12 protein-coding genes and 2 pseudogenes are annotated in these 12,457 nt (G+C 70.8%); 5 read left to right on the top strand and 9 right to left on the bottom strand.

Annotated features, from left to right (window positions below; all coding sequences use genetic code 11):
* Nucleotides 1-19 precede the first annotated feature (19 nt).
* Nucleotides 20-1,513 (top strand): aldehyde dehydrogenase family protein, encoded by a 1,494-nt coding sequence (locus O7599_RS05030; protein ID WP_281620874.1) that lies wholly within the window; start codon nt 20-22, stop codon nt 1,511-1,513.
* A 91-nt stretch (nt 1,514-1,604) separates the two neighbouring features.
* On the opposite strand, the pseudogene O7599_RS05025 reads toward O7599_RS05030, so the two are convergent.
* The 4 genes and pseudogenes from O7599_RS05025 to O7599_RS05010 form a co-directional block, all read right to left on the bottom strand.
* A pseudogene (locus tag O7599_RS05025) lies at nt 1,605-1,835 on the bottom strand (XdhC/CoxI family protein); the annotation flags it as partial.
* Between the two features lie 176 nt (nt 1,836-2,011).
* Nucleotides 2,012-2,986 carry a nitronate monooxygenase family protein gene (locus O7599_RS05020; RefSeq protein ID WP_281620873.1) on the bottom strand — a complete coding sequence of 325 codons (975 nt, stop codon included), beginning with the start codon at nt 2,984-2,986 and terminating at the stop codon, nt 2,012-2,014.
* An 8-nt stretch (nt 2,987-2,994) separates the two neighbouring features.
* Nucleotides 2,995-4,137 (bottom strand): acyl-CoA dehydrogenase family protein, encoded by a 1,143-nt coding sequence (locus tag O7599_RS05015; RefSeq protein WP_281620872.1) that lies wholly within the window; start codon nt 4,135-4,137, stop codon nt 2,995-2,997.
* Between the two features lie 36 nt (nt 4,138-4,173).
* On the bottom strand, nt 4,174-4,797 hold the full coding sequence (locus tag O7599_RS05010) for a TetR/AcrR family transcriptional regulator (RefSeq protein ID WP_281620871.1): 624 nt from the start codon (nt 4,795-4,797) through the stop codon (nt 4,174-4,176).
* Between the two features lie 800 nt (nt 4,798-5,597).
* Here O7599_RS05010 and O7599_RS05005 point away from each other — a divergent pair.
* Complete coding sequence (locus tag O7599_RS05005; RefSeq protein ID WP_281620870.1) at nt 5,598-6,806, top strand: acetyl-CoA C-acetyltransferase; 1,209 nt, start codon at nt 5,598-5,600, stop codon at nt 6,804-6,806.
* A 34-nt stretch (nt 6,807-6,840) separates the two neighbouring features.
* Nucleotides 6,841-9,000, top strand: coding sequence for a 3-hydroxyacyl-CoA dehydrogenase NAD-binding domain-containing protein (locus O7599_RS05000; protein ID WP_281620869.1), 2,160 nt, complete (start codon nt 6,841-6,843; stop codon nt 8,998-9,000).
* A gap of 534 nt (nt 9,001-9,534) precedes the next feature.
* On the opposite strand, the gene O7599_RS04995 is transcribed toward O7599_RS05000, so the two are convergent.
* Nucleotides 9,535-9,849, bottom strand: coding sequence for a hypothetical protein (locus O7599_RS04995; protein ID WP_281620868.1), 315 nt, complete (start codon nt 9,847-9,849; stop codon nt 9,535-9,537).
* 130 nt (nt 9,850-9,979) lie between these two features.
* Between O7599_RS04995 and O7599_RS04990 the strand changes: the two are divergent.
* Nucleotides 9,980-10,165 (top strand): annotated as a pseudogene (locus O7599_RS04990) (IS5/IS1182 family transposase); the annotation flags it as partial.
* A gap of 71 nt (nt 10,166-10,236) precedes the next feature.
* Here O7599_RS04990 and O7599_RS04985 read toward each other — a convergent pair.
* Genes O7599_RS04985 through O7599_RS04975 form a run of 3 tightly spaced genes read right to left on the bottom strand, consistent with a single transcriptional unit; the run spans nt 10,237 to nt 11,891 of the window.
* The gene (locus O7599_RS04985) at nt 10,237-11,028 is read right to left on the bottom strand and encodes an ABC transporter ATP-binding protein (protein WP_281620867.1); all 792 of its coding nucleotides are present in this window, start codon (nt 11,026-11,028) and stop codon (nt 10,237-10,239) included.
* Between the two features lie 3 nt (nt 11,029-11,031).
* A complete protein-coding gene (locus O7599_RS04980) occupies nt 11,032-11,742 on the bottom strand; it encodes a class I SAM-dependent methyltransferase (RefSeq protein ID WP_281620866.1) in 711 nt (236 codons plus the stop codon).
* Nucleotides 11,739-11,891, bottom strand: a complete 153-nt coding sequence (locus O7599_RS04975) for a hypothetical protein (RefSeq protein ID WP_281620865.1) — start codon at nt 11,889-11,891, stop codon at nt 11,739-11,741. The genes O7599_RS04980 and O7599_RS04975 overlap by 4 nt, the downstream gene beginning before the upstream one ends.
* Here O7599_RS04975 and O7599_RS04970 point away from each other — a divergent pair.
* Nucleotides 11,875-12,027, top strand: coding sequence for a hypothetical protein (locus O7599_RS04970; RefSeq protein ID WP_281620864.1), 153 nt, complete (start codon nt 11,875-11,877; stop codon nt 12,025-12,027). The genes O7599_RS04975 and O7599_RS04970 overlap by 17 nt on opposite strands.
* Here the strand turns inward: O7599_RS04970 and O7599_RS04965 are convergent.
* A complete protein-coding gene (locus O7599_RS04965) occupies nt 12,011-12,448 on the bottom strand; it encodes a MerR family transcriptional regulator (protein ID WP_281620863.1) in 438 nt (145 codons plus the stop codon). The two genes, O7599_RS04970 and O7599_RS04965, sit on opposite strands and share 17 nt — an antisense overlap.
* Between the last annotated feature and the right edge of the window lie 9 nt (nt 12,449-12,457).

Here is a 12,457-nt window from a genome sequence, read left to right as displayed (position 1 = left end):
GCACCCGGAGGAACCCCCGATGACCAGCTCCTTCGCCTGCCTGTCGCCGTCGTCCGGCGAGCAGGTCGCCGAGTACCCCGTGGCCACGGAGGCCGAGGTACGCACCGCCGTCGCCGGCGCCCGCGAAGCGGCCGCCGGGTGGCGGCGGGCCGGCCCGCGCGGGCGCCGTGCCGCGCTGCTCGCCTTCAAGCACGCCCTTGCCCGCGAGACCGGCGAACTCGCCGGGATCATCGCCGCGGAGACGGGCAAGCCGGTGCACGACGCCCGCACCGAGGTGGTCCTCACCCTCCACCACCTCGACTGGGCGGGCCGCAACGCCCACCGCGTCCTGCGCCGCCGCCGCGTGCCCTCCGGTGCCCTCGCCGTACACGAGCGGGCGCTCGTGGGCCACCGCCCGCTGGGCGTGATCGGCGTCATCGGCCCCTGGAACTACCCCCTCTACACCCCCATGGGCGCCATCGGCTACGCCCTCGCCGCGGGCAACGGCGTCGTCGTCAAACCCTCCGAACTCGCCCCCGGCGCCGCCGTCCGCCTCTCCCGCGTCTTCGACGCCGCCGTCCCCGCCCACGCGGGCCTGCTCCGCACCGTCACAGGCCTGGCGCGGACCGGCGAGGCGCTGGCCCGTGCCGGAGTGGACAAGGTCGCCTTCACCGGCTCGCCCAGCACCGCCCGCAAGGTCGCCGCCGTCTGCGCCGAGACCCTCACCCCGGTCCTCGTCGAGGGCGGTGGCAAGGACGCGGCGATCGTGGGACCCGGCCTCGGCCCGGCCGCGCTGGAGCGGGCCGCGGAGGCGATCGTGTGGGGCGCGATGTCCAACGCCGGACAGACCTGCGCCGGCGTGGAGCGGGTGTACGCGGTCGAGGAGGTGCACGAGCGGCTCGTACAGCTCATCACCCGCCGCGCCCGCCGGCTCGAACCCGGCACCTCCGGCCGCGACGTAGCCCCCGACTACGGCGCCATGACGCTTCCCTCGCAGTTCGGCACCGTCGAATACCACGTCAAGGAGGCCGTGACCGCGGGCGCCCGCACACCCCTGGGCGGACCCGAGTCCGTTCAGCCGCCCTACGTCCGTCCCGTCCTGCTCGTCGACGTCCCGGAGGACTCACCAGCCATGCGCGAGGAGACCTTCGGCCCGGTCGTCGCCGTCAACGCCGTGGCCGACCTGGACGAAGCCGTCCGGCGCACCAACGCCTCCCCGTACGCCCTCGGCGCCGCCGTCTTCACACGCACCCGCCGCGAGGGCCTGGCGGTGGCCGCCCGGCTGCGCGCCGGCGCCGTCTCGGTCGGCTCGGTCCTCGGCTACGCCGGCGTCCCCGCGCTGCCCTTCGGCGGCAGCGGCCTGTCCGGATACGGGCGCATCCACGGCGCCGAAGGGCTGCGCGCGTTCGCTGCGCCCGCGTCGGTCACCGTGCGCCGCTTCCACCCGTACGCGGACCTCACCTCGTTCGCCACCCCGCGCGCACGAGCGGCCCGGGCCGTGGAGTTCGCCCGGCGGCTGCACGCACTGCGCTGACGAGAGGGAATGCGTCACCGGTCTGGCAACGGGTGAACGGTGAGGATCTGCGCGCAAGTCGTACCCCGGCGGCTCGCGCCGGCGTGCACCCGCGGCCGTAGCGGTGTGGCCAGTCCACGATGATTTCCTGTGCTTCGGGAAACCGTTCGGCCGTGGTGAAGACCGGGCGCGCATCGCACACGGTGACGTGGCAGTCGAGGAACCGCCTTGCGCGTACGAGCGCGGCGGCGAAGTCGACGGCCAGTGCCTCGGTGACCTGCAGAGTGCCTTCGTACGAACCGTCGGGACGAACCGCGAGGGCGCCGCGGGACAGCGGCTCCGCTGTGTCGCCGATGACGCGTACCAGCGCGAGGGCGTGTCGGTCGGCGACGGTGTCCAGCACGGTCAGCAGGGTCGCTCGCGCCTCATCCGTGCGGCGGAACGGGGTTACCGGGCGCCGGCACCGGTGGGGTCGGCCGGGCGCAGGATCGTCCGGCCGGTCGGGCCTCGCGTCCCGGGTCAGCGTCGCAACGCGTCCGTCAGCCGTCCGGCGATCAGCTCCTCGGCTTCCGCCACGATGCGTGCCACGGCCTCGGCGACCGTCGGGACGTCGTTGATGAGGCCCTGGGCCAGGCCCGCGCTCCAGATGCCGGCCTCAAGGTCGCCCTCCGCGAATACCCTGCGCCCGCGCGCGCCGGCGACCAGATCTCGCACATCGGGGAACTGGCCGCCCTCGTGGAGGATCTCGACGACCTTGCGGCTGACGGTGTTGCTGGCCACCCGGGCGGTGTTGCGCAGCGGGCGGAAGATCAGCTCGGTGTCCAGCTCGCTGTTGGCCACGATCTGGTCCTTGACCCTCTGGTGCACCGGGGCCTCCTGGGTGCACAGGAAGCGGGTGCCCATGTTGACGCCCTCGGCGCCCAGCGCGAGCGCGGCGACGAGGCCCCGCCCGTCCGTGAAGCCGCCGGAGGCGATCACCGGTACGGTCAGGCGCTGGGTGGCCGCGGGGATCAGGATCAGGCCGGGGACGTCGTCCTCCCCGGGGTGCCCCGCGCACTCGAAGCCGTCGATGCTCACGCCGTCGACGCCGATCTCCTCCGCCTTCACCGCGTGCCGGACGCTGGTGCACTTGTGCAGCACCCTGACGCCGTGGGCGGCGAATTCGGGCAGGTGCTCCTGCGGATTGAAGCCGGCCGTCTCGACGACCTTGATCCCGGATTCGATGATCGCGCGCCGGTACTCGTCGTAGGGCGGCGGGTTGATCGACGGCAGGATGGTGAGGTTCACGCCGAACGGCTTGTCCGTCAGCCCCCGGCAGCGCTCGATCTCCTTCACCAGGGCCTCGGGGGTGGGCTGGGTGAGAGCGGTGAGGAAGCCGAGGGCGCCCGCGTTCGCCACCGCGGCGACCAGCTCGGCCCGGCCCACCCACTGCATCCCGCCCTGGACGATGGGGTGCTCGACCCCGAACGTCTCGCAGAACCGTGTCGTCAGCACGCCGCCCCCTACAGCCCGTAGGTCTTGCCGATGATGTCGCGCTGGATCTCGCTCGTGCCGCCGTAGACGGTGGAGACCACCGTGGCGCGCAGCAGCGCCTCCATGCCGTACTCGGTGGCGTAGCCGTAGCCGCCCATCATCTGCATGCCTTCGAGGGCGACGTGCTTGGCGAGTTCGGTGCACTTCAGCTTCGCCATCGACGCCTCGCGGGCGAAGACCTTGTCCGGCTCGGCGTCGATCTGCGCCGCCACATCGTCCAGCAGCAGACGAGCGCACTCCAGCTCGGTCGCCATGTCGGCGATGCGGTGCTTGAGCACCTGGAAGGAGCCGATCGGCCGGCCGAACTGCTCGCGCTCCCGCACGTATGCGAGGGTGTCGCCGAAAGCCCGGCGGGCGGTGCCGAGCATGAGCGCGGCGAGGATCATCCGCTCCAGGTTCAGTCCGGCCATCAACTGTGGCCAGGCCTCGCCCGGCGTGCCGACGACCGCCGAGTCGGGGACGAAGCAGTCGGTGAAATACAGGTCGTTGACCTCGCGGCCGCCCATCGTCTCGATGCCCTTGACCACCAGACCGTCGGCGTCGGCCGGCACCATGAACTGGGTGAGTCCCTTGTGCTTGGACTCCTCGCGTGAGGTGCGCGCGATGAGGAGGATGTGGTCGGCGAAGTGGGCGTTGGAGCACCAGGTCTTCTGCCCGTTGATCACATAGCCGCCGTCCACGCGCTCCGCCCGGCAGGCCAGCGCGCCGATGTCGGAGCCCGCCCCCGGCTCGGACATCGAGATCGCCTCGACGCGGCCGGCCACCACGCCCTCGAGCACCTTGCGCTTCTGCTGCTCGGTGCCGAACTTCTCGTACGCCGCCGCAGAGATGATCGTGGTCCCGAAGCCGCTGATCGGGGCGAGACCGTAGGCGGTCTCTTCAAGGAAGAGGCAGAGATCCGTCATGCCCAGGCCCGCGCCGCCGTACTCCTCGGGGATGACGATGCCCAGCCAGCCCAGGTCCGCCATCTTCTCGTACAGCTTCTGGTTGTGCGGCTCCTGGCCGCCGTCGGTCAGCTTGTCCCGCTGCTCCTTGGTGCCGCACTCGCGGCGGCAGAAGTCGGCTATCGCCTTGACCAGGTCGCGGCGCTCGTCCGTCAGGACTCGGGGCATGGTGTGTATTCCTCCGCGGAAAGTGTCAATGGCGCACTACTCTTCGTCGCTCAGTAGCGCGGGGAAGACCGTGTTCAGCAGGTGGAGCACGGTGCGGGTCAGAATGACGTGCAGGTCGCTGCGGCTGAGAGTGCCGCGCACCAGCCATTCCCGGGAGGCGGCCTTGAGCATGGCGCTGTGCGCGCGGATCATCGCCCGGAGCTTCTGCCGTCCCTCCGTGATGTCGGTCATCATCGCGGCCTCGAGGATGCGGTCGGTCGCGACCTCATCCGCCTCGAGCATGATCCGGTCGATCTCCGGGTCGTTGAGGGCTTCGAGGCCGATGGCGGACAGCCACATCTCGCGGTTGCGCTCGACGACTTCGAGCCACCGGTCGACGCAGATCGACAGGCGTTCTTCGGGGCTGGTCGGGGGCAGCCGCTCGGACACCGAGGCCGGCACGACCATCATCTGCCGCACCACCTCGAGGTAGAGCTGCCGCTTCCCCCCGAAGTAGTGGTTGATCAGCGCTCTGGCCACGCCCGCCCCGGCCGCGATGTCGGAGGTGGAAACGGCGTTGTAGCCGTTCGCCCCGAAGAGCCTGCGGGCGACGCTGAGGATCTCGGCGCGCCGGGCGTCCGGCTCCATCCTGCGTCGCGGTGTCTGGCGCTGACCGCCCATGCCGTCTTCCTTGTCGTCGTGCCGGTGGCTGCTGGTTGCTGCCCGAAGGGTGGATCCAGGTGTACAGGGTCTCGATCGTCCCGGCGTGCATCCGGTCGATGACCTTGCGCCGCACGCTCAGCCTGGGCGTCAGCTCACCGGTCTCCAGCGTCCGGGGCCCGGCGATGACCTGGTGCTTCTCGACCTGCTCGACGCGGGCCAGGACGCCGTTTGTTTCCGCGACCGCCTTGTCGAGAGCGGCCGGCACCACGGGGTGGAGCGCCAGCTCGTCCGGCCCGGCGGCCGTGATGGACATCGCGATGAGCAGCTTCTCGCCCCGGCCCAGGCCGAGCGACGCCAGCCCACGGGTGACGGCGGCGACCTCGGCCCGCAGCCGCGACCAGGACAGCGTCGTCGCATCCGGCCCGATCCCGGAGGTGAGCGCGGGCCGGTCCGCGAACTCCCGGGCGCTGCGTCGCAGCAGGCATGCGATCGTCAACCCCGCGGTGGACTCGTGCAGCCGCTCTGCGGTGACCACGGCGGACTCCTTTCATCGCGATCCGCAAACGTACTCGTTGAGCGGACCTCACGATGAACTCAGTATTGTCGAACTGTCAATAGGTTGTACATAGGGCCAGCCCTGCCGGTCAAGTCGCCAGGCCTGCGGATGCTAGATGCTGCGGAACGATGTGAGACACACTGTTGACATAACGCCAATAGAGACGGTTACCTGGCCCCGCCGACTGTCCACGAGCCGCGTGTGCGGCCCGTCGGCGGTCGGGCCAAGGGGAGACGTCCACGCGCACAGGAAGCAGAGGACAGTGACCGAGGCCTTTATCTACGACGCGATCCGCACCCCGCGCGGCCGTGGCAGGAACGGCTCGCTGCATCACGTGAAGCCGGTGTCGCTGGTCACCGGGTTGATCGGTGAACTCGGCCGGCGCCAACCGAAGCTGGACCCCGAAAGGCTCGACGACGTGGTTCTCGGCGTCGTCTCACCGGTGGGCGACCAGGGGATGGACCTTGCCAAGACCGCGGCGCTCGCCGCCGGACTGCCCCACCACGTGGCCGGGGTCCAGCTCAACCGGTTCTGCGCCTCCGGCCTGGAGGCGGTGAACTTCGCCGCGCAGAAGGTCCGTTCCGGATGGGAGCAGATGGTGATCGCGGGCGGCGTGGAGTCGATGTCGCGCGTGCCGATGGGCAGCGACGGCGGAGCGATCGCCGCGGACCCGGAGACGGCCTACGCCACTGACTTCGTTCCCCAGGGGATCAGTGCCGACCTGCTCGCGACCGTTGAGGGCTTTACCCGGGACGACGTCGACGCCTACGCGCTGCGTTCGCAGGGACGGACGGCGGCGGCCTGGTCGGGCGGCCACTTCGCGAAGTCCGTGGTGCCCGTCCGCGACCGAAACGGGGTCACCGTACTCGCCGAGGACGAGCACCCGCGTCCGGACACGACGATCGAGGCGCTCGGCAAGCTGAAGCCCTCCTTCGCGGGCATCGGTGACCTGGGGGGCTTCGATGCGGTGGCCCTGCAGAAGTACCACTGGCTCGAACGCATCGACCACGTCCACACCCCGGGCAACTCCTCGGGAGTCGTCGACGGGGCGGCGCTGGTTCTGGTCGGCACGGAGCAGGCCGGTGCCGAGTCCGGCCTCACGCCCCGTGCCCGCATCGTGTCCGCGGCGGTCAGCGGGGGCGATCCCACGATCATGTTCACCGGCCCCGCCCCGGCCACCCGCAAGGCGCTGGACCTCGCCGGGCTGACGGTCGACGACATCGATCTGTTCGAGCTCAACGAAGCGTTCGCCGCGGTGGTGCTCAGGTACGTCAAGGATCTGCGGCTGCCCTGGGACAAGGTCAACGTCAACGGGGGAGCGATCGCCATGGGCCATCCACTCGGTGCCACCGGGGCGATGCTCGTCGGCACCGTCGTGGACGAGCTGGAGCGCCGCTCCGCCCGCCGGGCCGTGGTGACCCTGTGCGCCGGCGGTGGCATGGGCATCGCCACCGTCATCGAACGCCTCTGAGATCCCGCACCGACCCGGAAGGAACGCCGTACCCATGCAGGAAAACCGCATGATCAGGTGGGAGCAAGGCCCCGACGGGATCGTTGTGTTGACCATGGACGACCCGGATCAGTCGGTCAACACGATGAACCAGACCTACGTGGACTCCATGGAGGCCACCGTCACCCGGCTCGCGGCAGAGCAGGACAGCATCACGGGCGTGGTGGTCACCTCGGCCAAGAAGAGTTTCTTCGCCGGCGGTGACGTCGGATTCATGAGCAAGGCCGAGAACCCCGAGGATGTCACCGACCTCTGCCGGGTCCTGAAGTCGCAACTGCGCCGTCTCGAAACGCTCGGCAAGCCGGTCGTCGCCGCCATGAACGGCTCTGCACTGGGCGGCGGCTACGAGGTCGCGCTCGCCTGCCATCTCCGTATCGCCCTGGACGCACCGGACAGCCGCATCGGCCTGCCCGAGGTGACCCTGGGGCTGCTGCCCGGCTGCGGCGGCGTGAGCCGGACCGTCCGGCTGCTCGGCCTGGAAGGCGCACTGACGAACGTCCTCCTCCAGGGCCAGAAGTACCGGCCCCAGGACGCGCTGGCCAAGGGCCTCGTGCATGAGCTCGCCGAGACGCCGGAGGAGCTCCTGGCCAAGGCCCGTGAATGGATCAAGGCCAATCCGGAAGCCGCGCAGCCGTGGGACGAAAGGGGGTACCGCATCCCCGGCGGAACCCCCTCTCACCCGAAGGTCGCCGCCAGCCTCCCGGCCTACCCGGCGAATCTGCGCAGGCAGCTCAAGGGCGCGAACATGCCGGCACCGCGCAACATCCTCTCCGCGGCAGTCGAGAGCGCCCAGGTCGACCTGGAGTCGGGCCTGGAGATCGAGACCGGCTACCTCGTCGAGCTGATGACGGGCCAGGTCGCGAAGAACATGATGCAGGCGTTCTTCTACGACATGCAGCACATCAACTCCGGCGGCAGCCGCCCCGAGGGCCACGCGCCGCACACCGCCCGCAAGGTGGCCGTGCTCGGCGCCGGCATGATGGGCGCCGGGATCGCCTACTCCTGCGCCCGTGGCGGTCTCGAGGTCGTCGTCAAGGACGTCTCGCCCGAAGCGGCTGCCAAGGGCAGGCAGTACTCCGAGAAGGTGCTCGGCAAGGCCGTGGCCCGGGGGCGGATGTCCCGCGAGAAGGCCGACCAGGTCCTCGCCCGCATCACGCCGACCGCCGAACCCGCGGACCTCGCCGACTGCGATCTGGTCATCGAAGCGGTCTTCGAGGACCCGGAGCTCAAGCACCGCGTCTTCGCGGAGATCGAGGACGTTGTGGCGCCGGACGCGGTCCTGGGGTCGAACACGTCCACGCTGCCGATCACCGGACTTGCCGAAGGCGTCGGGCGCCCGGAGGACTTCATCGGCCTGCACTTCTTCTCGCCCGTCGACAAGATGCCGCTCCTGGAGATCATCACCGGTGAGAAGACCGGTGCCGCCACGGTCGCGAAGGCCATCGACATCGCGCGGCAGATCGGCAAGACGCCCATCGTCGTCAATGACAGTCGCGGCTTCTTCACCAGCCGCGTCATCGGCAAGTTCATCGACGAAGCGGTGGCGATGGTCGGCGAAGGGCTCCAGCCCGCCTCGATCGAGCAGGCGGGATCGCAGGCGGGCTACCCGGCACCGCCCCTGCAGCTCCTCGACGAACTCACCCTGACCCTGCCGCGCAAGATCCGCGAGGAGACGAAGGCAGCGACCCTGGCCGAGGGGGGGAAGTGGAGCCCGCACGGCTCGGAGGCAGTCGTCGACCGCATGATCGACGAGTTCGAGCGCGGCGGACGCTCCACCGGCGCCGGCTTCTACGCGTACGAGGACGGCAAGCGCACCGGTCTGTGGCCCGGACTGCACGAGCACTTCACCGCACGGGACCGCGAGATCCCGTTCGAGGACATGCAGGAGAGGATGCTCTTCGCGGAAGCGCTGGATTCGGTCCGCTGCCTGGACGAGGGCGTGCTGCGGTCGGTGGCGGACGCGAACGTCGGCTCGATCCTGGGCATCGGCTTCCCCGCATGGACCGGCGGTGTGCTGCAGTACATCAACGGATACCGCGGCGGCCCGGCCGGGTTCGCCGCCCGCGCCCGGGAACTTGCCGACAGGTACGGGAAGCGGTTCGAGCCCCCCGCCTCGCTGCTGGCCAAGGCGGAGAAGGGCGAGCGTTACGAGTGAGCGCAGTGCGGTGGTCCGAACCGCGTCGTCAGGAAGCGCCGGGCCACCGCAGAGGGGGCCGCACACCGAATTCGTCTTGCGATCGTCCCGTCATTCACGGAGTGCGTGCCCATGTCTCAGGGGAGTGCGCGGGTCCCCGGTCTTCGCTTTGCGTGGGTCTTGAGTGAACGGACGACTGCGGATGGGGTGGGTCAGGCTGGGACCGCACGTCATGCGGCCCCGGCCGCACCTGGACGGACGGGGGCACACTGGGATTCTGCGTCACCGTCGGAACGGCTGCGGGTGGACTCATATTCGTTGGTTGTGGGTTCTCGTCTCACGGCCCACCGCCTCGGCGTCGCGGGTCGATCAACCCAACGGTAGCCGTGCTCTCTGGGCGAGGGCGTGGGTGTAGTGGTCAACTTGCCCCTCGGACACATAATCGCCCCATGATCGCGGATTCGGGGGCAGGCGTGATCGGCACCCGGACCTCACCTGGAGTGAGGGACGGGTGCATTTTGCTGAGCCCGTCCCCGGTGGTGGAGGGGGCGCTGCTCAGCAGATGCGGATCCTTTCTCTCGTCGGGGTGCCGGCGGTCAGGGTCTGGTCCGCCGGGTCGTAGGTCAACGTCACGTTCCCGGCCCGCAGCCGGGCGGCAGCCGCTTCGGGATCTGTCGGCTCGTCGCCTTCGGTGAGGCGGAGCAGCAGGGCGGGCAGGCGGCCCAGGATGCGGTCCTCACGGATGTAGGTGTTGCGGGGCAGGTCCGTGCCGGGGCCGGTGGCGCTGGTGCGGCCGTGGCGGCAGCGGTGGGCCGGGTTCCAGCGGGCGATGCGCGCGTTGCTGTTGCCTGCGCGGCGTTGCGCGAACATCCAGGAGGCCACCGGTGCAGTGGTGGGGTCGGCTTCCAGGCGCTGGGCGCGGGCGCCGCGGCGCGCCCAGGCCCGGTTCGGGTGCGGGCCGGCATCGACATCGGAGTACTCGGGTATGCCCTTGCGAACTACCGGGGTACCGGCCTGGAAGGAGGAACACAACGCCTCGCGCCGCAGGGTCCGTGCCCGCGTAGAGCACGTCTCCGCCCGGTTGAAGGGCTGGAAGATCCTTCGCGACTGCCGGCCGAAAGGCGACGGCGTTCACCACGTCATGCTCGGCATCGCCCCGCTGCACAACCTCGTCCTCGCCCGGTGATCTGAGTCCTTCTCGGCCCACCCCCCGGCCGCAGCGCCGCCGACCTGCCCGTGTGGCACGGGCCAGGTGGGTCATCGCTGACCGTCTTCCTGGAGCGTGGCGGTGGCCGGAGCCCGGGGGCGGAAGACGAGTTGCACGCAGTCCTCGTCCTGGAGGGTGCGGACGGACACCCGGTAGACGGGTTCGAGTACCTCGGGGGTCAGGACCTCGGCCGTGGGTCCGGCGCTGGCCACGGTGCCCTCGTCGAGCAGCACCAGGTGGTCGCAGTAGCGGGCGGCCAGGTTGAGGTCGTGCAGGACGACGACGGTGGTGACGTCCAGGCTGCGCACCAGGTGCAGGACCTCGTGCTGGTAGTGGATGTCCAGGTGGTTGGTGGGCTCGTCGAGCAGCAGGTGGTGGGCTTGCTGGGCGAGTGCGCGGGCGATGAGGGTGCGCTGTTTCTCGCCGCCGGAGAGGGTGGCGACGTTGCGGTCGGCGAGGTCGCGCATGCCGACCCGGCGCAGTGCGGCGGCGGCGATGCGGTGGTCCTCGGCGGTGTACGCCTGGAAGGCCGAGCGGTGGGGCGCGCGGCCGAGCAGCACCATGTCGGCGACGGTGACCGGGAGTTCGGGCGGGGCCTCCTGGGCCACCACGGCGATCCGCCGGGGCAGCTCGCGGTGGGGGACGGAAGTGACCGGCTGTTCGTCGACCAGCACGCTGCCGCCGCGCGGGGCGAGCGCCGCGTACAGGATGCGCAGCAACGTGGTCTTGCCGCTGCCGTTGGGGCCGATGAGTCCGACGACGCCGGAGCGGGCTTCGAGGCCCACGCCGGCGAGCACCGGTGTTCCGTCGTACGCGAAGGTCACGTCAGCCGCACTGATCATGTCCTATTTCTCCCGTCCTGCACCGATGATGAAGAAGTCCCTGCTGTCGCGGTGCTGGCGAGGGGGCATCAGGTGCTCGAAGTGTCGCGGCGGGCCGAACCCGGCCGGCCGCAGCAGCGCGGCCGTCTGGGGGGCCGTGATGCCGCGCCAGTACGGGAGGGTCCGTCCCATGCCCAGGTAGTCGCGCGCGGCTCCGGGGAGCAGCCGGGGGAAGCGGAGTAGCTGGCGGGCGGTGTGCCACAGGCCGTCGGCGATCAGCACCGCGCCGGCGGGGCGCAGCGCCCGGGCCCATGCCGCAAGGGCCGCCTCGGGCGTCGGCAGGGTCCACAGCACGTACCGGCAGGTCACAAGGTCGTACGGGCCTTCCGGCGGGGTGTGTCCGTCGCCGTGGCGCCATCGGATGGTGACGCCGCGCCGTGCGGCTTCGGCGCGGGCTCCCGTCAGCATGCGTTCCGAGGCGTCCATGCCGGTGACCTCGTGGCCCAGTTCGGCGAGCAACACCGCGGCGAAGCCGGTGCCGGTGCCCACGTCCAGCACCCGCAGGGGCGGCTCAGCCGGGCCGAGCAGCGCGGCGATCGCGTCGCGGTACAGCGCTCGCCATACGTCCCGGCCCGCCTCCGCGTAGGCACGGTAGTAGCGGTCGTAGCGCGCGGCCCGCCCCTCCCAGGTGCGGGTGACCGAGGCCACGGCGGCCGGATCCGGGGCGCCGCTCACGGCTTCGTCACCTCCGCCCGCCCGCGCGGCCGGGGGTCGGAGAGCCGGTGTGCTCCGGGCACGGCCAGCGCGGCCAGGGAGGCGGCCACGGTCAGCAGGCCGCCCGTCAGGAGCACCGGGGTGTGCCCGGCGGTGTCGTACCACCGCAACCTCGCCGCCGGCGGCCTCATCGTCCTCGTCGCCACCGGCGCGTTCGTGCCGCCCGCATGGAAGGTGAGGGTGTACGTGTCCTCGGCCTCGAACGCCCAGTTGGTGTCGGTGCCCTTCCTCAGCCGTCCGGCGTGATCGCCAGGTAGGCGTCGATCTCCTCCGCAAGATAGGGGCACGTGTCCACGGGATGCTCGCTCGGGCAGGTGAGCATGTGGGCCAGGTAGGCGCGAGCCGAGGTGAGCCGTGCCAACTGCTCGTCGCACACGGCCAGTCGTTGCCCCACCGCGGTGCGCCAGTCGCGGTCGGCGGTGCCGCCCGCGAGGAGGGCGGCGATCTCGGGCAGGCTCATCATCGCCGTGCCCTGCAGGAGTTGGATCAGTGCGATGCGGCGGAGGTCGGTGTCGCCGTACACCCGCCGCCCCGCGTGGCGGGCCGGCGTGAGAAGTCCCTGCTTCTCCCACCAGTGCAGGGTGGAGACGGCGACCTGGAAACGGGTCGCCACCTCGCCGACGCCATACGACGCCGTGCCATCGCCGTTGCGGTTGTTGTTTGACATCAAGTCGAC

This window comes from Streptomyces sp. WMMC500, assembly GCF_027497195.1.
Taxonomy (GTDB): Bacteria; Actinomycetota; Actinomycetes; order Streptomycetales; family Streptomycetaceae; genus Streptomyces.
Note: the sequence above shows the minus strand (reverse complement) of the source record. Positions and strands in the feature narration are given on the sequence as shown.

Bases quoted from the DNA above. Each gene is read 5' to 3' on its own strand.
- O7599_RS04985 (WP_281620867.1), bottom strand. From the start codon at position 11,028: ATGATCAGTGCGGCTGACGTGACCTTCGCGTACGACGGAACACCGGTG.
- O7599_RS04965 (WP_281620863.1), bottom strand. From the start codon at position 12,448: ATGTCAAACAACAACCGCAACGGCGATGGCACGGCGTCGTATGGCGTC.
- O7599_RS04995 (WP_281620868.1), bottom strand. From the start codon at position 9,849: ATGTTCGCGCAACGCCGCGCAGGCAACAGCAACGCGCGCATCGCCCGC.
- O7599_RS05000 (WP_281620869.1), top strand. From the start codon at position 6,841: ATGCAGGAAAACCGCATGATCAGGTGGGAGCAAGGCCCCGACGGGATC.
- O7599_RS05015 (WP_281620872.1), bottom strand. From the start codon at position 4,137: ATGCCCCGAGTCCTGACGGACGAGCGCCGCGACCTGGTCAAGGCGATA.
- O7599_RS05010 (WP_281620871.1), bottom strand. From the start codon at position 4,797: ATGGGCGGTCAGCGCCAGACACCGCGACGCAGGATGGAGCCGGACGCC.
- O7599_RS05030 (WP_281620874.1), top strand. From the start codon at position 20: ATGACCAGCTCCTTCGCCTGCCTGTCGCCGTCGTCCGGCGAGCAGGTC.